Source organism: Peribacillus sp. AS_2 (genome assembly GCF_026891895.1).
GTDB lineage: Bacteria > Bacillota > Bacilli > Bacillales > DSM-1321 > Peribacillus > Peribacillus frigoritolerans.
Map to the genome: position 1 here is coordinate 17,670 of NZ_JAPTGA010000021.1, position 22,024 is coordinate 39,693.

Here is a 22,024-nt window from a genome sequence, read left to right on the forward strand (position 1 = left end):
TAGAAGAAAAATCATCATCGACAATTAAAACCTTAGATTAACATCAACTATAACATGTTGTTTTATTATCATTGTTTGTAAATGATCTTGTGTCATGGCACCTACTTAAATCCCCCTTTGTATTAGACAAACGCATACTCTCTGTCATTTAGCTTTACTGTATGTTATTAGTCCATACGTACCTAGGGAGTCCTGCATAATATACTTGAAAAGGTCCAGGAAATTTGCTTACTATGCATGAAAGGAGATCATTTATTTGCACACAGTTATGCATTTGAATTTAAGAGTTGATCCGACCCAATATATCTCACAGATTCGAGAAGTTCCTGATTATGATTATATTCATATGGTACGACAACCTAAATATATGTTAGATCTTTCCCTTTTAAATGAGAAGGTTCATTATCTCAATGAAGTTTTCTCACCAAAAGAATATGTCAAAAGAAATAATATCTCCCTATTACATGCTCATCATGGCCAATTAGGGATGTTATTACTTCCTTTTAAAGAGGAAACAAACCTTCCGTTGGTAACAAGTATTAGAGGCAGGGATGCAACCCTGGCTAATCAGCCAATTGGCTATCTAGATAACATGAAAATGCTATTTGAACGAGGGGAGCGTTTTTTCCCAGTTTGTCAGTATTTAGCAGATAGGTTAATTGCTTGGGGTTGTCCTTCAGAAAAAATCAGAGTGTTATATGGGGGTGTTGACCTTAACGAATTCAAATACCGGGCACCACATAAAGGCGACTCTCAAAACATTTTATCCATCGGCAGGTTGGTGGAAAAAAAAGGACATCACATCTTAATGCAAGCTTTCCAAAAAATCAAAGATAAGTTTCCAAATGCAACCTTGACGATTATCGGTAGAGGGGAGCTTGAAGAATATCTCATTTCATTGGCAAATCAACTTAATTTAGGAGACTCTTTTCGCTTATTAAACCATCTCCCTAAAGATCAAGTACGAGAACATATGACCAATGCAGATATATTTTGTGCCGCGAGCTTAGAAGCTGCCGATGGAGATGTAGAAGGTATACCTAATACATTAAAAGAAGCTATGGCGATAGGAGTACCAGTGATTTCGACCAATCATGCCGGTATCCCTGAATTAATAACAAATTACAAAGAAGGGATTTTAGTACAAGAAAACAATGTGGATGAACTGGCAAATGCTCTTGAACTTATGCTAACTAACAGAGAGATATGGGAAACATATACAGTGGCGGCTCGTCAAAAAGTGGAACAAAATTTTAACCTCGCCCAACAACTTCAACAACAAGCTGAATTTTATGATGAACTTGTAGCCCCTTATAAAGTAGGTGAACGATATTTAGTAACACCGTGCCAAAAAGATAAAAATACCCTTAAGGAGACTCCACAGCCTCAACAGCAAGGTAAGTATGATGGCGAAAGGATAGCGCCTGGAAAAAAAGCCGAATTAGCCAAAAAAGCCCTTATTTATATGCAACAGCTACAACAGCTTCAAGGGCTTCAAGAGTTTCCACAGCTACAACAACTTAAACAGGTTTCACAGCTTCAACAGCAGACTAAAGATAAAGTCAAAGATGAACTTGTAGCATCTAATAAAAATGAAAAAAAAGCAAAAGTTCAACAGGGAGCTAAGGATCAAGATGAAAAAATAGCTTCTCGTAAAAAAGAAAAAAAGGCTCAGAAAGCCGAAAAAGTAAAAAAAGCCCTTTATAAAATTCAAAAATTTCAACAGCAGGCCATAGATGAGCAGTTAGGAGGAGATCATGGAGGACTTTAAAACCATTACTGTTACCAAAGGTGAAAAATCTTTGGAAATTCACAATCCAACAAGCTATCCGCTGATTGGAATGGGAGCTCAAGGTGCAGTTTTTCAACTTTCAGAAGATAAATGTGTAAAAATCTATTCAGACCCAGTACAAGCGAAAATGGAGGAAGAAGCTTTTGCAGCAGTAAAACATCTACCCTTTATGCCTTTGATATACGATACAGGACCAAACTATATAGTCATGGAATATTTTAATGCCCCGACCTTAAAAGAATATCTGAGAAATTGTACGTATATCCCTGATTCTATAGTAAAGAAACTTCTCTATATATTAAAGGAATTAAAACAAGCAAAGTTCACCATGATAGATGCCCCTCTACGCCATATTTTTGTCGTCGGTAATGAGGAACTTAAGGTGATTGACCATGTGAATTCCTTCAAAAGGATACACCCTGTACCATTAAAATTATTAAGAGATTTGAAAATAATCCTTTTAAAGGACTCGTTCCTAGATCAAGTGAAAAAGCTTGAACCGGACACCTTCAATGAGTGGGAGGATTATTTCAATCAAAATAGTTTGGACTTTAGAAATATTCCAGTCCACTCAGGAGGTTCAGGTAATGGAGTGAAAGTGGATAGCGCCATAACACAAACCCTCATTGGAAAAGGGCATCAAGGTGCTGTTTATCGAGTATCTGAAGAGACATGCGTCAAACTTTACGGAAAAACTGAACATGCAAATCAGGAAAAAATGGTCCTTTTATCAAGTCAAGACTTGCCCTTTATACCGAAAGTCTTTGAAACAGGACCCAATTATATTTTAATGGAATATCTTTTAGGACCAGATTTAAATACGTTTCTTAAAAAACAATCTGTACTTTCTGAGGACATCACAAAACGGTTACTCTATATATTGAAAACAATGGAAAAATCAGGTTTCAAACAAATTGATGCCCCATTACGACATATCATTATAACCAATAATGGTTTTAAATTAGTCGACCATGTGTACTCTTTTTCACGTGAACAAAAAAGACCTCTCGAGTTATTTAAAGACCTGCGGGAAAGAAATTTTTTAGATGCCTTTTTAGAACAAGTAAAGGCGATAGATCCAGATACGTATGCTGAATGGACAAAAACACCAATCCCATTAGATGAAAATGAAAATACCCTTGTATAGTCTTAGTTATCTAACCGTAACCGAGCATATAAAAAATCGATGATTTCGCATTCACCGGTTTCCAAGATGGTTTTAGCATTAACTCACTTACGTAAGTGCTAATTCACAGCGGGTATAAGAGTGAATAACTCATGAGGCTTAAGCGAAAAAAATAGCATGACATTAGTGGTTTACGAATAAAACGTAAGTCTCTCTCCAATGAGAATTTTGAGTTTATTTCCTCTTTTTATCCGTCATGAATTCTGTTCTGTTGGTGTAAAGATTCGAAAGTATCACTTTATAAATAATGTAGTCAGTGTTCCGAAAAAGTCAGAATCCTAATGTAATAGAAAGGATTGAAATTAATGCTATGAACATTTTAGTAACAGGGGCAGCAGGATTCATTGGTTTCCATTTAACAAAACGTTTGTTAGCCCTAGATAACAAGGTTATTGGAGTAGACAATATTAATGATTATTATGATGTTATTTTAAAAAACAATCGACTGAAGATATTAGAAGAAAACCCTGATTTTGAATTCCACAAAATGGATTTGTCAAATAAAGAAAAATTAAATCAATTATTCAAAGACAGAACCATTGATATAGTCATTAACTTAGCAGCCCAGGCTGGAGTACGTTATAGCATAGAAAATCCTGATTCTTATGTTAATTCCAACCTTGTTGGGTTTGTCAATATCTTGGAGGTTTGTCGACATAATAACGTAAAGCACTTAATTTATGCATCCTCTAGTTCTGTATATGGAGCAAATACTAATATCCCCTTCTCAACCAAAGACCCAGTGGATCATCCAGTAAGTTTATACGCTGCCACTAAAAAGTCTAATGAATTAATGGCTCATACGTATAGTCATTTATATAATATTCCAACCACAGGACTCCGTTTCTTTACAGTGTATGGCCCATGGGGGAGACCTGATATGGCTTATTATTCTTTTACTAAAAATATTATCGAAGAGAATACAATAAAGGTTTTTAATAATGGAGATATGAGAAGAGACTTCACTTATATTGATGATATTGTTGAAGGAATAGTCCGGTTACTTGATAAACCACCGATTCATACTATTGGATGGGACAGAGCTAACCCTGATTCAAGTTCAAGCTATGCCCCATACAAAATTTATAATATCGGTAACAATAAACCTATAAAATTAATGGATTTCATTATCACATTAGAAAAACTAATTGGCAAAAAGGCAAAAGTGGAATTCTTACCAATGCAACCGGGAGATGTTAAGGAGACATATGCAGATATTGCCGATTTACATGCTGATGTGGGGTTCCATCCTTCAACAACAATAGAAGAAGGTTTAGCTCATTTTGTAAATTGGTACAAAAAGTACAATAAATAAGGAAAAAGAAACAGTGAGTTTTACCAAATGGGATATTAATCGATAAAAAATAAAAGTAGGAATCTCTTTTGAAGTCCAGCCTTGAGGAAATATTACTAGTCATGGGTGTATGTGAAAAATAGGTGTTGTTAAACTTCAATGTGCATATTAGGCAGCACTGATCAATAATCAATAAATTTAAAGATTAACATATAAAAACCCAAAACCAAAGAATGGGTATATGGACGAATAATGCAAGTGAAGAAGATAAATTAAAAATTTTGTAAGTTATTAAAAGGAGAAAGTAATTTGAATCCTGAAAATATGAAAACTCCATTGGAAGTTCTTAATGAGTATAATTTGTCAGATTTTCTCATGACATCCATTAAACGAAATTCTACAAAAAAGCCTCTATTCAAATTAAATCCTCTGTTTGAAAACTACTTTAAAGTTTGTTCTGAAGATCCGCCATATAAAGACATTTATAAAGCGGATTCTATGTTCCCTCAAGAATTTCACAAACAAGTGAAACAAATTGCAGAACGAGGAAAATTAAAAAAATCAGGCAAATATCATGAACTTTCAGTTTTAGCAGAACGCGAAAAGAGAAAATTTCTTATTAAAGGGACTGAGGTGGCATGAAAACCATTGCTTATTTTGTAAGTGAAAACATTAAAACACACCAACGTTTTATATATAATCAAATCGTAAAAATAACTAACTATCGCACAATCGTAATCGGCCCATTCGACAATACCGACCGTACAGAATTCCCCTTTGAAAACTACTATAATATAAACAAAATTAAAGATCTAAAAAAGTTCTTCGAAGAACAAGATATCATAGCCATTCATGCTCATCACGGATCACACGGACAAGAGATTTTGCCATTATGTGAAAAATATAATATTCCTTTGATTGTTAGCATTAGGGGACGAGATGGTTCGGACAGACCGGAAATTTACAAAAAAAATGCTAAGCGATATTCAGCTTTAAATAAACATGGTGCACACTATTACCCTGTATGCCAATATCTTGCAGAAGGATTAAGAAGTTTAGGAATTCCGGCTAAGAATATGCATGTATTATATGGTGGTATCGAATTAGATCTTTTCCCCTATGCTAACCGCACTCTTCCTACAGTAGGCGAAATAAGAGTTCTATCGGTAGGTAGACTTGTAGACAAAAAAGGATTTGTAACTCTTATAAAAGCATTTAAACACATTTATTCACAATATCCAAATGCTAGACTGCATATTATTGGAGCAGGTGAAGATGAGAAACGAATTAAATCCACCATTGCAGAATATAACCTTAAAGATGTTGTGATTCTTAGAGGAGCTATGGATTCAAAACAGGTTTCGGACGAATTGAAAAAAGCCCATATCTTCTGTCTAGCAAGTCAGACAGCTAATAATGGTGATATCGAAGGTATTCCTAATGCCTTGAAAGAAGCAATGGCTAGCGGTGTACCTGTCGTTTCCACTCGACACGCAGGAATCCCTGAATTAATTGAACATCAGAGAACAGGATACCTAGCGCCAGAAAAAAATGATATGGAGCTAGCGAAAGGCATACAATTCTTTATAGAAAATCCAGATGTTTGGACCGACTATACGGAAAGAGCACGGAAAGTCATTGAAGAAAAATTTGATGTCAATAAACAAATTATTGAACAACAAAGACTATATTCTCTTGTAAATACAGTGAAAACAGAAAATGCAACGGAAAAGAAAACCAAAGCAGAAACGGAAACGAAAAAGAAAACCAAAGCGGAATCGGAAAAGAATACGAATACGGAAACGGAAAAGAAAACTAAAGCGGAATCGGAAAAAAATACGAATACGGAAACGGAAAAGAAAAAGAAAAAGAAAACCAAAGCGGAATCGGAAAAGAATACGAATACGGAAACGGAAAAGAAAACCAAAGCGGAATCGGAAAAGAATACGAATACGGAAACGAAAAAGAAAAACAAAGCGGAATCGGAAAAGAAAAAGGAAAAGAAATCGAAAACAAAAACGAAAACGGAAAAGAGTAAAAAGAAAAAATAAATCAAGTTAGGAAACAGCAGTGCGTGAAGGAAAAGAAGAATAAATGACACTCTTCCAAAGTATTGGTAGGTAAAATGATTAGAGTGTAACCAACAACTTTGGAGGTAGCGCATTTGGCGATGCTACCACGTCCGTTACGGGATGAAGGAAGAGAAAAGGGAGCTAATGCTCTAGGAACGATGGTTAGACTTCATATTTCTATTGATCGCTTGCAATGTGTACTACGATCAAAAAGAAATGCCAAACAAAGCAAAAACATACAGACAGGAGGAGCTGTATTTTTATGGACTGGAAGTCTTTATATACTATTTGGACTAGTTATCCAAATTTAAATAATGAAATGCGTTTAATGCTTGAAGAAATGAAGGATGATGAAATATCACTTGAAGACGCCTTTTATAAAAATTTGGAATTCGGGACAGGTGGTATGAGAGGGGAAATGGGTCCAGGTACGAATAGGATGAACATTTATACTGTTCGTAAAGCGACTTTAGGACTTGCTGAATATATTCAATCGTTTGGGAATGAGGCAAAGTCCAGAGGAGTCGTAATTGCTTACGATTCAAGACATAAATCTCCCGAATTTGCATTGGAAGCAGCCAAGACTTTGGCCACAAAGGGAATCAAAGCTTATGTATTTGATGAATTACGCCCTACCCCACAGCTCTCTTTTTCTGTACGTAAGCTGAGTGCATTTGCAGGGATCGTCATTACAGCAAGTCATAATCCGCCTGAATATAATGGGTATAAAGTGTATGGTCCAGATGGGGCACAACTACTTCCTGAGGCGGCGGATCAAGTCATTAATTACGTGAACGCGATTGAATGTGAGCTTTCCATTGTAGTGGAGGAAGAAGAAGCCCTAAAGGACAGAGGGCTCATTCAAATCATTGGCGAGGAGCTGGATACTGCTTATAACGAGCATTTGCTCACTATTCCGGAAGATTCAAAGTTAGCAGATGAAATCGATGTAAAGCTCGTGTTTACACCACTTCATGGTACAGCCAATAAATCAGTAAAACGTGCTTTGCATGATTTAGGATATCGAAATGTCCATATTGTTAAGGAACAGGAATTGCCTGATGCTCATTTTCCTACTGTTAAAGTGCCTAATCCAGAGGAACATGATGCTTTTGAATTGGCCATTGCGCTGGGGAACCGTGTTAATGCTGATTTATTGATTGCCACCGATCCGGATGCGGATAGGCTTGGAATTAGCGTGAAGAACAATGCTGGAAATTATGTCGTATTAACAGGCAACCAAACTGGCGCTCTCTTTTTGGATTATTTAATTTCACAAAAACAAAAGAAAGGGACCCTTCCTCAAAATGGAGTCGTATTAAAGACCATCGTGACTTCAGAAATAGGACGGGCGATTTCTGAGCAAAATGGTTTAAAAACTGTAGATGTTTTAACTGGATTTAAATACATTACAGAAAAAATCAATGAATACCAGACAAGTGGAGAACATTCTTTCCTGTTTGGCTATGAAGAAAGCTATGGATATTTGATCAAAGATTTTGCTCGTGATAAGGATGCCATACAGGCTACTATTCTGGCAGTGGAAGTCTGTGCCTATTACAAAAAGCAAGGTAAAACGATGTACGAAGGTTTACTGGATGTATTCGATAAATATGGATACTATATGGAAGATTTACGGTCGTTGACTTTAAAAGGAATTGAAGGTACGAAGCAAATTCAAGCGATACTCAATGAATTCCGGAGTAATCCACCAAATCAAATCTCTGGTCATCAAGTCGTGATTCAAGAGGATTATCTCAGCAGTAAAAAATACATGTATGGGACAAATAGGGAAGAGGACATCAAACTCCCAAAGTCGAACGTATTAAAATACTTTCTTGAAGATGGGACATGGGTATGTTTACGCCCTTCCGGAACAGAACCTAAATTAAAATTTTATTTCGGTGTTCAAGGAAGCTCGATGAAGGAAGCTCAGGGGAAATTATCCGCCGTTACGTCAGACTTTATGAAAAGTATCATTAAAATGCTTTAAAGAAGTACCCTCATTCAGAGGATTTTCATAAAAACCTAGAGTCAGCATTCAAGAAATGCTGACTTTTTTTTGTCCATTAATGGATAGCACCCATCCTTTCGGTATCACAAAAACCCTTCTTAAAAATCAAGAATTACGGCGGGGCGAATTATGTTTTTGTGGCTGAATAGGGTTTATCCAAACATGTTCAGGGGATCGGGGGCTTATGCGGATATGTATGACCATTAGACACTAACTGAAATATTGAGCATATAATATACTATTCCAATCCACCAAATCCCCCTATTATAGTAGCCTTGCTGATACCGTATGACGTTACGTAGTACAGTTGTACAGGCCCTAGGATGGGCCTTATGAAAGGTGCTAAATAGGGAGGGTTTTTTTAGGATCCTTTATCGGCACTCATGTTGAGGCCATAAAGTCTTAAAAAGTAAGACAAGTACATTTAAAATCATACATAATCGTACATTCAAACAAAAAACTGCCAATATAACTATGACATAGTAACGTTATAAAGATATATTTATATAGCCTGAACCCGATCAGGTTCCTTACGGTGTCTCCATCACTTTCCGGTGGACTTGGCGAAATCATCAAGGAACTGGAGTAACCGTCACTCAGTCCTTCGAGTTGCTATACGGACAGCAGGTTTTGATAAAAACAGGGTATTAAATTTAAAAGTCATGGAATAAAGTATTAGAAGTCAAATGGACCCTGCTTAGATATTTTTTTTCCTATATTCGCTTCATGATCAACTTTCTTCCCTTTTATTCTTTAGAAGCAGGGAAAGAAAGTTGCTGTCTTTTTAAAAGAAGTTCATGAGATTGACATTTTCTTTTTTTGAAATAAGGTCTATTCCCTGCGAAGGTGAGTGAACATGAAAAATAGAATTAAAACAAAAGTGATAAAAATAATCAGTGGAAACAAGGTAACTGGTTTAACTGTTCAAGTTGCAGATACTCAAAGAAAAAGAGAAAAGGGCTTGATGTTTGTCGGAAAATTACCCGAAAATGAGGGGATGTTATTTGTGTTTTCAGAAGTAACATATGGTGGATTTTGGATGAAAAACACATTTATCCCTTTATCCATCGCTTTTCTTGATTCATATGGGGTAATTCTAAAAATACTTGATATGGAACCTTGCATAGAGGATTATTGCCCTACCTATGATCCAGGAATTTTTTATTATTATGCAATTGAAGTGAATCTTGGATGGTTTGAAAAGAATCAAATCATAGAAGGGGACTATGTAAAGTTTAATTGATTCCTATCCCCACCTCTAGTTCTTGGAGGTGGATTTTTAAAAAGGGGTATTTATATTGCTTATGCTAGGAAGATTGTGAAGAGTTTTACTTAAACGAATATGGTGTTTTCCTTTCATTACCGAAAGCTCAGCAACTCCTATTCTTATGCAACTAGAGAGGCAGGTTTCTTGAAGGGTCAAGTTATTTATATATTAACTTTTCTTAGTTCCTAACAAAGGCTACACCCAGGCCTTGCAGTAGTAGAACCGCACCATAAGTCATGAGGTTTTTAAATTATGCCAAGCCATATTCCTCAGTTATCAATTCAAAAGAAGTTTGACAGCAAGATTAATAAATTTTGAGTAATGGAGAAATTTCACCCAAAGATCTATTCTGTATAAAACAAATCTTCTATATGATGAACTACAATTTTAATATTTCACTATAAAGAAGTAGATGAATTCAAAAAAGCCTTCTTTAAAAAAAAGAAACCGAACTCAAATGACCGGTTTTCTTTTTGATTATGGCTCTTTTCGTAAAGATTGTTGTTTTTAAAGCGAAACTATTTAAGGTTGATTGGAGCGGAAGTGCGAGACTCCTGCGGGAGCAGCGGGACAGGTGAGACCCCACAGGCGTTTACGCCGAGGAGGCTCACCGCCCGCCCCGAGGAAAGCGAGCATCTGGTGGGGAAGCAACCACCACTCACTACCTGGAAAATAGGCTGGTAAATAGCAACAAAGTATGTGAAAACAGCCTTGATCATTGATGTTTATATACTAATCGCCTTAATAAAATTTCCAATGGACCATTCAGATTTTTTTCCAATAAAGTCTCCAAAATGACAAAAAGGGACCAAATTCCTACTGCAATCATAGCCGCTATACCGTTACTCACACTACCTCCTAAATCAAGTGCAACTGGTGTTAGAAATAGCACGAGCATTGCCTCATTCCAAACATAGAAAGTTAATGAACGTTTCCCTAAAGCCATTAAAGAATGGCTAATGTACCCAGGATTTATTACTTTGCCCTTCATTCCATGGGAATCCATGCAGCAAGAAAGCACCTTTCCTTGGCGTTTGTAGATTCTTTAACATCTTATGCTGCCTGCTTTTGTTTCTGGTCTAAGCGATGACTCAGGAAAGTTAAAAGACTTGCCAAGATAGCAATCAGCCCGCCTACCCATGTGACACTCATCAAATTTCCCTGATGGTAAACAATTCCGCCTAATGCGGAACCAAAGGCGATACCGACATTGCTTGCCACAGGCATCAGTGAAGCGGCCAATCCTGTAGCTTTAGGTTGATAAATACCTGCTAGGTCTATCAAATATAGCTGGGTAGATGTTGTTAAAAGGATGGCCATTAATGACATCAAGCTAATGTTAACCAAGCCAAAGATAAAATTATCTGTCGTCCAATATAAACTGATCAGGACCACTGCTTGCACGAGAAAAACCAACCGGAGTCGTCCGATGGCATTGTAGCTGGCAATTTTACCAGCGAGTATGTTGCTGAAAATGGAAATGAATCCGTAGCCAAACAAGATCCAACTGATTGAACCACTTGGTGCTTCCATTCCTTTCAGGATCGGAACAAGATACGTATAAACGGCATACGTCGCTCCAAATCCAAGTGATGGAATGAAAAAAGCCATTAAGATTCGCGGGTGTGTCAACAAAGAAAATTGATCACGCATTGAACTGCGGAATGGACTGTGCATAGTAGGCAAAATGAAGAAAGATGCCAAAAATGCAATAGCTCCGAGTAAAGTCGTTAACAGGAAGGTTGCATTCCAGTCGTACCTTTCAGCGATGACCGTTCCAATTGGTACTCCGATCACGTTTGCAAGTGTAAAACCACCGAAAACGAATGAAATAGCAAGTCCACGTTTTGCGATTGGCATGTTTTCACTGGCAACGATCATGGCAAGAGAAATTAAAACTCCTGTTACAATCGCAGTCATCATCCGAAGTGCAAGGAGCATGACGTAGGTCGTCGAAATCACGCACAAAGCATTCAGGATGATGAACAAACCTATCAAAAACAACATCCATTTCCGTTTTGGAAAATGGCTGGTTGCCGACATCACGAGCGGTGTGGCAATGGCAAACGTAATGGCAAACGCAGAAACGAGTGTGCCTGCTTTTGCATTTGTAATATGGAGACTCGAGGAAATATCGGTTAAAATCCCGACGATAACAAATTCGCTTGTCCCGAGAACAAATGTTAATAAAGTAAGTGTTAAGATGAGCAGCCAATGCCGCTTGGTTAATTCTGTGGTGTGCATAAATACCTCTTTCCTTGATGAATGTAAAGTTGTCACAGGGTGGAAAAACAATCTAACTATCATACCATAAAACATTTTTATGAGGAAAACTCTTGCATAGTACCCATGATTATTTCCTGCTAAAAAAGCTTGTACCTGAATCATTCACTCATTTTACCGTAACCTGTTATGATATTAAAACAAAAAAAGAATTCGAAACGGATTAATAAGGAAAAGCATAAGGGTAACAAGATAATAAAAATGTAATACTCTATATCAGGGAGAAGAAATAAATCAAACAAGAAGGATGTGATCCTGATGGTTGATGAAATAAAACGGGAACAATGGAAAAAGAAAGTTATCGAAAATCTGAAGAGGGAAGCTGTCAAAAATATCATAGCAATAACGGGAGACCTAGCAAGATTAGATGCTAAAGTCAATAATACTTACACTGTATACATCAAGGATGGAAGGATGATAAAGAAGCAAACAAATGGGAAGTGTGTTGTCATTAATGGGAAAATACAAGGATAAAAAGTAGTGTAGGAACAAAGAAGGCACTTTTAGAATGCGAAGGAATATAGCGGCAGGACAGTTTCCTGCTTTTAAACCGGGTAAGGGATAAAGACGATAAAATAGTTGTATAGCGTAAAAAATACTCTGGGATGAGTTATTCTCAGAGTATTTTTTTGTACTTGGCAGCGGTAGCCAGGCATCTATTTTTCCGAGGCAACAAAACAAAAATATGAAAACTTAGCTAAAACAGATTGACAATGATAATCATTATCACATAAAATACTAATTGAAAATGATTATCAATTTCGATTAAATCTCTGCATGTTTATAAAATGGATTTCGAATAGGCGGTACCTCTGTCAAAAACGAACGGACTGACCCTAGTGACAAGGTTGAAGAAGAATTCAAAAAAACTGGATGTGAGTGAAGGAGGAGCACCTATGGATAAAAATTTTATAATATTAGAACTATTTCAGCATGAAGTAAGCTGCTGCTGCCCGGGTCAAAGGCACCAACATATAATTGAGTTTCTTCAAGGAGATGTTTGGACAATTACAAATGAACGGAAGTACATTGATTGCCTAGGATGGCATTCTTTAATAGTTGTCAACAACGAATTTCAGTTTTTTATGCACGTGGAAGATATCGAGGAACTGTATTCCAAGGGCAGCATTTGCTCCATTTTGGATTTGAACCTTAAAATTAACCATTTGAGTTTTAAAGTAAACGAAGCACTAGATGCACATGATAGGGAGTCATTTCTTTCATTTTCCGATGAACTGAGCAATGTACAAAAAATTAAGAATAAAATGAACTCTGGTGATGTACATGCTTTTTAAGAAAACAAATTTCATGTACATATAACATAAAAACAATAAATCGTTCGAGATGTTGGAAGGGGAACTCATGTCTAAAATCATTATAATTTTTGCCAGTATGAGTGGAAATACAGAAGAAATGGCGAATACCATTGCAGAAGGAATCACAGAAATCAGTGATGTGAGTATCGAAAAGATGGATATTATGGATGGTCCTGAAGCTTCCATGCTTGAAGATTATGATGGGATCATATTAGGAGCATATACGTGGGGAGACGGGGAGTTACCCGATGATTTTTTAGACTTTTATGAGGATATGAATCATATTGATCTAACTGGAAAGAAGGCTGCGGCGTTTGGTTCCTGCGATTCAGCTTACCCACAATATGGTGCAGCCGTAGATATTTTGACAGAAAAATTAAGGGAACAAGGTGCTATTATCGTCCTGGAAGGGTTAAAAGTAGAATTAACCCCAGATGATGAGGATATTAAGAACTGCCAAAATTTCGGGAGGGAATTTATTAAGAATAGTTTTGTCACTTCAATATAGAATTTGAAATTTTATGAGGAGAGAGAGGAGAAGGGAATGATCGGTAGGGAACATCGGATTTCCATTGCTACTTTAACTGATTATCATTTACAGGATTTTATAAGATGTCCTTATCAGTTTTACTATTTTCATATAGAAGGAAAAATCACCACTCAATCGGATTGGAGGAAGATGGTTCAAGTTGTGGTTAAGCAAGTTGTAAGTCGATATTATAAACTTCCTCCAAAAAGTCAGACGACTAAGAAGGTTTTGGAGTTCATAGATGATCATTGGAGTGCCATTGAAGTACGTCAGTTCGAGTCGAAGATTCATTATTATAAGACTCTTGCTAATATTACAGCTTATTTACTCCAATGTTTAACTACTGAAAGAATTGAAAATCCACCTTTGTTTTTATATGAAAAATTTAACATGAATATGGATGAGTTGGGTACCGAACTTTCCTTAACTTTTGAAGTGGCAGAATGGTCAGGCAACTCATTGATCATAAAGAAGTATTTAGTTGATATAGATGAAGAAATGAATCTTTTATTTAATAATATGATTTCGGTATTTTGTGAAAAGACATTTGGTCAATTACCGGAAAGAATAGAGATATACTCGCTTATGGAAGGTAAAAAAGAAACATTTATACCAACCAAGAAGGATGTTTCTGGTGGATTGGAATACCTCAACATGATCAAGAATCTTTTACAAGAGCCCAAAAAGTATTTGAAAACGGATTCCTTAGCAGTTTGCAAAAGCTGTTCTTACCAAAAAAGATGTTATGAAGGAATTAATATAAACCAAGAAAGATATAGTAGTCAATAATCGTGTTTGAAAAACCTGGAATTATTGTCTTAATTATTAGGAATTACAGTATATTAAAGAGAAAAGTAACGTTCCTGGATGTTGCCTAATTAACTGAATCAGAGAAATATCCTTCCAAAAAGGTTTTGGAGGGTTATTGGGCATGGCCCAAAATAGTGGAAAATGAAAATATTAGAGTAGGATTTGACATGCTATTAGCTGGTTTATTTGCTTTAACGAGGGCTGTTAAAGCAACCATTGTATTAAGCAAAAAAAGAATGAGATTTGAGCGTAAAAAGTAGAATTGTCTATTTATTACATTTTGTATTCCAAGAATAACCTCGACAGAATATAAGTTCAAAACCAAAATCAAAGCGGTTAAGTCATAATCAAACCATTAAAATGGGAAAAAATTGATTTTTAAAAGGAAATTCCATACTTTTGTTGAACATGAATATTGAGGAACATTTTAATTGTTTGGAATTGTAATCGTTTACATCGAAGCGTTTAACATATTTTATTTGTTCATGGTAGTAATTATCAGTAATAAAAGAATGGAGGTTAGCCCATGGTTAGCACGATGGCAATCAATAAGGATGATTCCCGTTCCTTTCTAACGGAAGAACATCTATTATTTAAACAATCAATTCGTGAATTTCTCGCCAAGGAGGCTGTCCCCTTTTATGATCAATGGGAAAAAGAGGGGGAAATACCTTACTCATTTTGGGAAAAGGTAGGAGATAATGGATTTTTATGTCCATGGATTGAAGTGGAATTCGGTGGAATAGGAGCAAATTTTGGATATTCTGTTGTACTGGCAGAGGAATTGGAGAGGGTGGGTTCAGCCTTGGGGGGAATATCCATTCATTCTGATGTTGTAGCCCCTTATATTGCTTCATTCGGAACAATAGATCAAAAACAAAGATATTTACCAAAGTTCATTACAGGGCAAATGATTTCTGCCTTTGCATGGACAGAGCCGGAAATGGGATCGGAATTAGCTGATATTCAAACCACAGCCATCAAGAAAGATGGCTATTATCTTCTCAATGGAGCCAAAACGTTCGTTACAAATGGCTTTAAAGCTGACTTCATGATAGTAGCATGCAAAACAGATCTAAATGCTGTTCCTCCCAAGGACGGAATCAGTCTACTGCTCATTGATAAAGATACACCAGGGTTATCACGGGGTAGAAAGCTTAGTAAACCAGAACAGGGAAGCCTAGGTACAGCCGAACTATTTTTCGATGATGCTTCAGTTCCAGTTGGCAACCTCCTTGGGGAGGAAGGGAAGGGCCTTTCATATATCATGCAAAAACTGCAGCAGGAAAGACTAATCTGTGCGATCCGTTCTATAATGGCAGCAAAAGACATGCTTCACTTGACGATGAATTTTATAAAAAGTCAAAAAGCTATTGATAAGAAAAGAAGTGCATTTAAAAATGCTCAGTTTACCATCGCTGAAATTGCGACAGATATTCAACTGGGAAGAACGTTTATTGATGAGTTGATCTGTAAACATATGACTGGGGAGAATATCATAACTGAAGTATCGATGGCTAAACAATGGGTAACGGAGATGTCTAAGCGAATATCTGATAAGTGCATGCAGCTGCATGATCGTTACGGAAGTATGGGTGACGATAAAATTGCCCGGCGTCATCGGGACATTTCTTTGCCAACATTCTTTACAGGGACAGATGAAACTATAAAAACCCTGATTGCTAAAAATATAGGATTTTAATTCATTTTTAATACTATAAATCTATCAAACTGCCTCAGTTAAAATGGGGCAGTTTTTTTTACCATTTATTCAATATAAATACAATGAACTAGTTTTTTATAAAAAATGGTTTAAGCAGTTTACCTTATGGGTACAAGAGACTGTGCATATGAAAAATTAATATTTTTGTAAAATTTGTAATTGTATGCGAATGATGGAGGTGCTTTTTATGTTAAAAATCGAAAATGTATCGAAAATCTATAAAGGAGGAAAGAAAGCTGTAAAAAATATATCATTGGATATTAAAAAAGGGGAGTTCATTTGCTTCATTGGTCCGAGTGGATGTGGAAAGACAACGACAATGAAAATGATTAACCGTCTTATCGAACCATCTGAAGGCAAGATACTTATTAATGGTGAAAATATCATGGATAAAGACCCAGTCGAGCTTAGAAGACAGATCGGGTACGTTATCCAGCAAATCGGCCTTTTCCCTCACATGACCATTCTTGAAAATATCACCCTCGTTCCAAAACTTCTTAAATGGAATGAACAGAAGAAAAAGGAACGCGCACTGGAATTGCTTCAGCTTGTCGATATGGGACCTGAATACCTGGAAAGGTATCCCTACGAATTGAGCGGCGGGCAGCAACAAAGGATAGGCGTTCTCAGAGCGCTTGCTTCCAATCCTCCACTCATTTTAATGGATGAACCTTTTGGCGCACTAGATCCAATCACCCGCGATGCCCTTCAGGAGGAGTTTAAAAATCTGCAGCGCACACTTGATAAAACAATCGTTTTTGTTACGCATGATATGGATGAAGCCATTAAGCTAGCCGACAGGATCGTTATCTTAAAGGCTGGTGAAATCGTCCAAGTGGGAACACCGGATGAAATTCTCAGAAACCCAGCTAATGAGTTTGTTGAAGAATTCATCGGCAAAGATCGTTTGCTTCAAACTAGACCTAATGTTGAGTTGGTTGAACAAATCATGAGTCGAAACCCAATTTCCATTACAGAAGAAAAATCCCTTACCGATGCTATTACGATAATGCGCGAGAAAAGGGTCGATTCTTTACTTGTGGTCGATGAGCAAAATGTTTTGAAAGGGTTCGTAGATGTTGAAACGATCAGTGAATATCGAAAAAAAGCTAAATTTATCAGCGAAGTCATCAATACTGAAGTCTATTCAGTGAAACAGGATACTTTAATCCGTGATTCCGTTCAAAAGATTTTAAAACGAGGTTTCAAATACGTGCCTGTAGTTGACCAAAATAAACATTTGGTCGGAATTGTCACTAGGGCTACATTGGTCGACATCGTATATGACAGCATTTGGGGAGAGGAAGAAAATCAAGTGGCAGAAGTAGTAGAAATGTTTTAGGAGGTGTAAGAGATGGAAACAATGCTCGATTTTTTACAAACGAACTGGCAAGAATTGATTTTTAAAGCATGGGAGCACTTATATATTTCCATGATCGCTGTTTTCCTTGGAATAATAGTCGCTGTACCACTAGGGATAATGTTGACACGAATGAAAAGGAGCGCATCTATTATAATCGGAATTGCGAACATTATGCAGACATTGCCAAGCTTAGCGGTTCTCGCCTTTTTCATTCCTTTCCTTGGCGTTGGGAAAACACCCGCAATCATTGCGTTATTTTTCTATTCCGTTTTACCCATACTCAGGAATACATACACAGGCATTAAAGGAGTAAATGAAAATCTGCTGGAATCCGGACGGGGCATCGGGATGTCAAGCTGGGAGAGGATTCGTCTGGTAGAATTCCCGCTTGCACTTTCCGTCATTATGGCTGGTATCCGTACGGCTTCCGTCTATTTGATTGGATGGGCCACCTTAGCTTCCTTTATTGGAGGCGGGGGCTTGGGAGATTACATTTTTATCGGTTTGAATTTATACCAAACAGAATATATCATCGCTGGTGCAGTTCCGGTAATCATCATGGCTATCCTGGTTGATTATGTATTCTCGATCATAGAGCGAAAAGTCGTACCAAAAGGCTTGAAAGGCATGAAGGAAGTTGCTTGAGGAGGATTACCATGAATAAAAAAATAAGAAATACAATTTTAATGGCTCTTATCGTTTGTGCATTAATGATCACCGGCTGTTCTTTGCCTGGTCTAGGGTCATCTTCTGAGACTACTGTAAAGATCGGTGCCCAAAGCATGACCGAATCTGAAATCCTGGCGAACATGATCGCTCAACTCCTTGAAAGGAATACGGAACTTGATACGAAAATCATCAAAAATCTAGGTTCGAATTTCGTTCAGCAAAAAGCGATGGAGACCGGTGATATAGATATAGCCGCAACTCGATATACAGGGACTGATTTAACGAGTGTCCTGGGACAGGAAATCGAAAAGGACCCAGTAAAGGCGATGGAAATTGTTCAAAGGGAATTCAAGGAACAATATGGGTTCAAATTTTTTGATTCTTATGGATTCGATAACACGTATGCCTTTACGATTTCAAATGAATTGGCTGAGGAAAAAGGGTATCAGAGTATATCGGATCTGAAAAAGGATGCAGATAATTTAAGGTTAGGTGTGGATAGTGCTTGGCTGAAAAGAAAAGGGGATGGTTATAAAGGATTCGTCGATACATATGGATTGGAGTTTGGCGAAACTTATCCGATGCAGATTGGCTTGGTATACGATGCAGTCAAAAATGGTCAGATGGATATTGTCCTTGCATATTCCTCGGATGGACGGATTAAGGTTAATGATTTGAAGCTCTTAGAAGATGATAAACAATATTTCCCTCCATATGACTGTTCACCGGTCGTTACTGAAGAATTGTTGGAACGGTATCCTGAAATTGAAGAGGAACTTAACAAGTTAATTGGCGAGATCACTACTGAAACCATGCAGGAACTGAATTATGAAGTGGATGGGAACTTGAAGGAGCCATCGGTCGTAGCATCGGAATTCCTTAAAGCACATAAATATTTTGAATAATTGGGAGGTGCAAACTAATGGAAACCTTGCAACAGTTGGGAACTTATTATTCCCAAAATTGGATGTATGTTCTTACTGAATTTTATCGCCATTTTTTAATGTCTGCTTATGGAGTGTTATTTGCAGCAATTGTAGCCATCCCGATAGGCATTCTCATCGCGAAACATAAGAAATTGAGTAATTGGGTATTTTCGATAACGAATGTCATACAAACCATACCAGCATTGGCTATGCTTGCACTCCTGATGCTAGTGATGGGGCTGGGGACAAATACGGTAATCTTATCGTTGTTTTTGTATTCATTATTGCCAATCCTGAGAAACACGTATGTCGGGATTACAAGTATAGATCATGCTTATTTAGAATCTGGCAAGGCAATGGGAATGACAAAGCTCCAGTTACTAAGAATGGTCGAACTGCCATTATCTCTATCTGTCATCATGGCTGGCTTACGTACAGCTCTTGTCGTTGCAATTGGGGTAACTGCTGTCGGTACATTCGTAGGGGCAGGCGGACTGGGAGATATCATTGTCAGGGGAACGAATGCGTCAAATGGAACGGCAATCATACTTGCAGGAGCAATTCCGACTGCATTGATGGCCATTCTCTCGGATCTTTTACTCGGATGGCTGGAACGGATTCTTTCACCGATAAAGAAGAAAAAAGTTCATACTGCCTAGAACAAATCAGGAAAATAAAAAAGCCGTTGCATGTTAATGCAATGGCTTTTTCTTAGCTTACCGATTAGAAGTCAGAAGCTTAGACTGGCAGATTTAGTTTTTTATTTCACGAAAAGGGTAACTATAAGGGTAGTCCTAAAAAAAGTATAAGGGGAATCATTCATGAAACTTACACCTGAGCAGCGTATTGAACTTCATGGCTTTAATAATCTTACGAAATCTTTAAGCTTTAATATGTATGATATTTGTTACACAAAAACCAGGGAAGAGAGGGAGTCCTACCTGGATTATATCGATGAACAATATAATGCAGAGCGGCTTTCGAAGATCCTGCACAATGTTGCGGATTTAATAGGGGCGCATGTTTTAAATACGGCCAAACAGGATTATGTCCCTCAAGGCGCCAGTGTAACCATTCTTGTTTCAGAAGGACCTGTCGTCGAAGTGCCTATGGGGACTTATGAGGAATCACCGGGGCCTTTACCTGATAATGTGGTCATGCAACTGGATAAAAGCCATATTACCGTACATACTTACCCTGAATACCATCCAAATGAAGGTATTAGCACATTCAGGGCAGATATCGATGTCTCTACATGTGGAGAAATATCACCCCTTAAAGCCCTTAATTATCTCATTCATTCCTTCGATACCGACATTATCACGATCGATTACCGAGTAAGAGGATTTACGAGAGATAAAGATGGGCGAAAATTGTTCATTGACCATGATATAAATTCCATTCAAAACTATATTCCTGATGAAGTAAAAGGTTTATATGACATGATCGATGTAAATGTATACCAGGAAAATATTTTCCATACGAAATGTAAGCTGAAAAGGTTCGATATTAATAATTATTTATTCGGTTATACAGAGGAAAAGCTGAATAAAGAGGAAAGGCAGGAAATTATAGAAAGGCTTCAAACGGAAATGGATGAAATTTTTTATGGTGCCAATGTTCCACATCTAATAGAAAAAAACAAGCATGCCGATTAAGGGATGCTTGTTTAAATTGAAAAGTTAATTTAAATGGAAAGCCTGAACCAATACATACCCGAGGCAAGTCAAAAATATAGAGCCGACTAGTCCAGCAATAAAAAGTTTACCGCCATATTTCCTAAAAGTGACAAGGTCAATATTCAATCCTAATCCCGCCATCGCCATTGCCATGAGGATATAGGAAAGCATAACAAGCATTTCGGCCAAAGGTTCAGGAACTGCACCTGAAGAATAAATGGCACTCATCAATAAAAACCCAAAAATGAACCACGGTATCTGAATGGATTTCCAGGAAAATTTCCTTCCGGTAACCGTTGACCGTTCTTTCCAATTCATGATGATTCCAATTAAAATGGCAACGGGAATGAGCAGGGCCACCCTAGTCAATTTGACCACCACTGCCAAGTCGACAGCCTCATTCCCCCCTGGTGCCGCAGCAGCGATGACGTGAGCAATTTCATGGAGTGTTGCACCCGAAAAAACACCATATCCTTGATCGGATAACTCCAATAATGGATATAGGATCGTATATCCGAAAGTGAAGGTTGTACCTAATACAGCAACCGTCGCTACAGCTATTGCTGTATCTTTTTCTTTTGCTTTTATTTGGGAGGAAATTGCCAGTACGGCAGCAGCTCCACAAATTCCCGTTCCGCAAGCTGTCAATATGCCAAGCTTTTTCTCAACATTAAATAGGCGGGTCAATCCATAAACTACTAATATACCAAATGCAAGACTAATGGCACCAACTGCAAATGTTTTCGGACCGGCATTAATAATATCCCTTAGGTTCAAACGCATACCCAATAAGATAATGCCCACTCTCAAAAGGACTTTACTTGAATAATTGGTCCCTGCAACGGCGTAAGCCGGGACACCGATTAGCGATTTCCAAACAACACCAATCAGAATTGCAATGACTAACTGTCCCATTATATGAAGGAATGGAAGCTCTGCTAAGTATTTTGCTGCAATGGCAATTAACAAAGTCAATGCTATTCCTTTTATAAATCCGAGTTTTTTAGTTTCAACTTTTATTTGTTCCAGTGTGATCACTCCATCTATGTTGATGCTTTTAACTTTAAAACTAAATTAAAAATAAGTGAAATATATTTTTGC

Annotated in this window: 19 protein-coding genes and 1 pseudogene; 17 read left to right on the top strand and 3 right to left on the bottom strand. The window is 37.3% G+C overall.

Annotated features, from left to right (window positions below; genetic code table 11):
* Nucleotides 1-256 precede the first annotated feature (256 nt).
* The 7 genes from OTG27_RS24250 (at nt 257) to OTG27_RS24280 (ending at nt 9,601) form a co-directional block, all read left to right on the top strand.
* The gene (locus OTG27_RS24250) at nt 257-1,771 is read left to right on the top strand and encodes a glycosyltransferase (protein ID WP_268938390.1); all 1,515 of its coding nucleotides are present in this window, start codon (nt 257-259) and stop codon (nt 1,769-1,771) included.
* The gene (locus OTG27_RS24255; protein WP_268938391.1) at nt 1,758-2,939 is read left to right on the top strand and encodes a hypothetical protein; all 1,182 of its coding nucleotides are present in this window, start codon (nt 1,758-1,760) and stop codon (nt 2,937-2,939) included. Before OTG27_RS24250 ends, OTG27_RS24255 begins: the two co-directional genes overlap by 14 nt.
* A 349-nt stretch (nt 2,940-3,288) precedes the next feature.
* Nucleotides 3,289-4,293 (top strand): NAD-dependent epimerase, encoded by a 1,005-nt coding sequence (locus tag OTG27_RS24260; protein ID WP_268938392.1) that lies wholly within the window; start codon nt 3,289-3,291, stop codon nt 4,291-4,293.
* Nucleotides 4,294-4,581: 288 nt separating this feature from the next.
* The gene (locus tag OTG27_RS24265) at nt 4,582-4,914 is read left to right on the top strand and encodes a hypothetical protein (RefSeq protein WP_268938393.1); all 333 of its coding nucleotides are present in this window, start codon (nt 4,582-4,584) and stop codon (nt 4,912-4,914) included.
* Nucleotides 4,911-6,323, top strand: a complete 1,413-nt coding sequence (locus tag OTG27_RS24270) for a glycosyltransferase (protein ID WP_268938394.1) — start codon at nt 4,911-4,913, stop codon at nt 6,321-6,323. Before OTG27_RS24265 ends, OTG27_RS24270 begins: the two co-directional genes overlap by 4 nt.
* 283 nt (nt 6,324-6,606) lie before the next feature.
* Nucleotides 6,607-8,337: a phospho-sugar mutase gene (locus tag OTG27_RS24275; protein WP_268938395.1), complete on the top strand. Its 1,731-nt coding sequence runs from the start codon at nt 6,607-6,609 to the stop codon at nt 8,335-8,337.
* Between the two features lie 877 nt (nt 8,338-9,214).
* Nucleotides 9,215-9,601, top strand: a complete 387-nt coding sequence (locus OTG27_RS24280; RefSeq protein WP_268938396.1) for a DUF192 domain-containing protein — start codon at nt 9,215-9,217, stop codon at nt 9,599-9,601.
* 739 nt (nt 9,602-10,340) lie between these two features.
* Here the strand turns inward: OTG27_RS24280 and OTG27_RS24285 are convergent.
* Together OTG27_RS24285 and OTG27_RS24290 are read right to left on the bottom strand one after the other, a co-directional pair.
* Nucleotides 10,341-10,598, bottom strand: a pseudogene (locus OTG27_RS24285) (DUF418 domain-containing protein); the annotation flags it as partial.
* A gap of 80 nt (nt 10,599-10,678) precedes the next feature.
* A complete protein-coding gene (locus tag OTG27_RS24290) occupies nt 10,679-11,869 on the bottom strand; it encodes an MFS transporter (protein ID WP_268938397.1) in 1,191 nt (396 codons plus the stop codon).
* A gap of 297 nt (nt 11,870-12,166) precedes the next feature.
* Here OTG27_RS24290 and OTG27_RS24295 point away from each other — a divergent pair, with 297 nt between their 5' ends.
* The 10 genes from OTG27_RS24295 (at nt 12,167) to speD (ending at nt 20,902) form a co-directional block, all read left to right on the top strand.
* A complete protein-coding gene (locus tag OTG27_RS24295; RefSeq protein ID WP_034306869.1) occupies nt 12,167-12,382 on the top strand; it encodes a hypothetical protein in 216 nt (71 codons plus the stop codon).
* Between the two features lie 422 nt (nt 12,383-12,804).
* Nucleotides 12,805-13,203, top strand: a complete 399-nt coding sequence (locus tag OTG27_RS24300) for a hypothetical protein (protein WP_063576171.1) — start codon at nt 12,805-12,807, stop codon at nt 13,201-13,203.
* A gap of 67 nt (nt 13,204-13,270) precedes the next feature.
* A complete protein-coding gene (locus tag OTG27_RS24305; RefSeq protein ID WP_063576172.1) occupies nt 13,271-13,732 on the top strand; it encodes a flavodoxin in 462 nt (153 codons plus the stop codon).
* A gap of 36 nt (nt 13,733-13,768) precedes the next feature.
* Nucleotides 13,769-14,542, top strand: a complete 774-nt coding sequence (locus tag OTG27_RS24310) for a hypothetical protein (protein WP_268938398.1) — start codon at nt 13,769-13,771, stop codon at nt 14,540-14,542.
* 547 nt (nt 14,543-15,089) lie between these two features.
* Nucleotides 15,090-16,265: an acyl-CoA dehydrogenase family protein gene (locus OTG27_RS24315; protein ID WP_268938399.1), complete on the top strand. Its 1,176-nt coding sequence runs from the start codon at nt 15,090-15,092 to the stop codon at nt 16,263-16,265.
* 208 nt (nt 16,266-16,473) lie between these two features.
* On the top strand, nt 16,474-17,628 hold the full coding sequence (locus tag OTG27_RS24320; RefSeq protein ID WP_053535096.1) for a betaine/proline/choline family ABC transporter ATP-binding protein: 1,155 nt from the start codon (nt 16,474-16,476) through the stop codon (nt 17,626-17,628).
* Between the two features lie 12 nt (nt 17,629-17,640).
* A complete protein-coding gene (locus tag OTG27_RS24325; protein WP_063576176.1) occupies nt 17,641-18,294 on the top strand; it encodes an ABC transporter permease in 654 nt (217 codons plus the stop codon).
* An 11-nt stretch (nt 18,295-18,305) separates the two neighbouring features.
* Nucleotides 18,306-19,223 (top strand): osmoprotectant ABC transporter substrate-binding protein, encoded by a 918-nt coding sequence (locus OTG27_RS24330; protein WP_268938400.1) that lies wholly within the window; start codon nt 18,306-18,308, stop codon nt 19,221-19,223.
* A 17-nt stretch (nt 19,224-19,240) separates the two neighbouring features.
* Entirely contained in the window at nt 19,241-19,903 is a 663-nt protein-coding gene (locus OTG27_RS24335; RefSeq protein ID WP_268938401.1) for an ABC transporter permease, read from the top strand.
* A gap of 162 nt (nt 19,904-20,065) precedes the next feature.
* A complete protein-coding gene (gene speD / locus OTG27_RS24340) occupies nt 20,066-20,902 on the top strand; it encodes an adenosylmethionine decarboxylase (protein WP_063576178.1) in 837 nt (278 codons plus the stop codon).
* A 24-nt stretch (nt 20,903-20,926) separates the two neighbouring features.
* Here the strand turns inward: speD and OTG27_RS24345 are convergent, their stop codons facing one another.
* Entirely contained in the window at nt 20,927-21,952 is a 1,026-nt protein-coding gene (locus OTG27_RS24345) for a YeiH family protein (protein ID WP_307730181.1), read from the bottom strand.
* Between the last annotated feature and the right edge of the window lie 72 nt (nt 21,953-22,024).

Excerpts from the sequence above, each read along its gene's own strand:
- OTG27_RS24270 (WP_268938394.1), top strand. The coding sequence starts at position 4,911 with ATGAAAACCATTGCTTATTTTGTAAGTGAAAACATTAAAACACACCAA.
- OTG27_RS24320 (WP_053535096.1), top strand. The coding sequence starts at position 16,474 with ATGTTAAAAATCGAAAATGTATCGAAAATCTATAAAGGAGGAAAGAAA.
- OTG27_RS24300 (WP_063576171.1), top strand. The coding sequence starts at position 12,805 with ATGGATAAAAATTTTATAATATTAGAACTATTTCAGCATGAAGTAAGC.
- OTG27_RS24310 (WP_268938398.1), top strand. The coding sequence starts at position 13,769 with ATGATCGGTAGGGAACATCGGATTTCCATTGCTACTTTAACTGATTAT.
- OTG27_RS24315 (WP_268938399.1), top strand. The coding sequence starts at position 15,090 with ATGGTTAGCACGATGGCAATCAATAAGGATGATTCCCGTTCCTTTCTA.
- speD (WP_063576178.1), top strand. The coding sequence starts at position 20,066 with ATGAAACTTACACCTGAGCAGCGTATTGAACTTCATGGCTTTAATAAT.
- OTG27_RS24305 (WP_063576172.1), top strand. The coding sequence starts at position 13,271 with ATGTCTAAAATCATTATAATTTTTGCCAGTATGAGTGGAAATACAGAA.
- OTG27_RS24335 (WP_268938401.1), top strand. The coding sequence starts at position 19,241 with ATGGAAACCTTGCAACAGTTGGGAACTTATTATTCCCAAAATTGGATG.
- OTG27_RS24275 (WP_268938395.1), top strand. The coding sequence starts at position 6,607 with ATGGACTGGAAGTCTTTATATACTATTTGGACTAGTTATCCAAATTTA.
- OTG27_RS24330 (WP_268938400.1), top strand. The coding sequence starts at position 18,306 with ATGAATAAAAAAATAAGAAATACAATTTTAATGGCTCTTATCGTTTGT.
- OTG27_RS24295 (WP_034306869.1), top strand. The coding sequence starts at position 12,167 with ATGGTTGATGAAATAAAACGGGAACAATGGAAAAAGAAAGTTATCGAA.
- OTG27_RS24325 (WP_063576176.1), top strand. The coding sequence starts at position 17,641 with ATGGAAACAATGCTCGATTTTTTACAAACGAACTGGCAAGAATTGATT.
- OTG27_RS24290 (WP_268938397.1), bottom strand. The coding sequence starts at position 11,869 with ATGCACACCACAGAATTAACCAAGCGGCATTGGCTGCTCATCTTAACA.
- OTG27_RS24255 (WP_268938391.1), top strand. The coding sequence starts at position 1,758 with ATGGAGGACTTTAAAACCATTACTGTTACCAAAGGTGAAAAATCTTTG.
- OTG27_RS24280 (WP_268938396.1), top strand. The coding sequence starts at position 9,215 with ATGAAAAATAGAATTAAAACAAAAGTGATAAAAATAATCAGTGGAAAC.
- OTG27_RS24260 (WP_268938392.1), top strand. The coding sequence starts at position 3,289 with ATGAACATTTTAGTAACAGGGGCAGCAGGATTCATTGGTTTCCATTTA.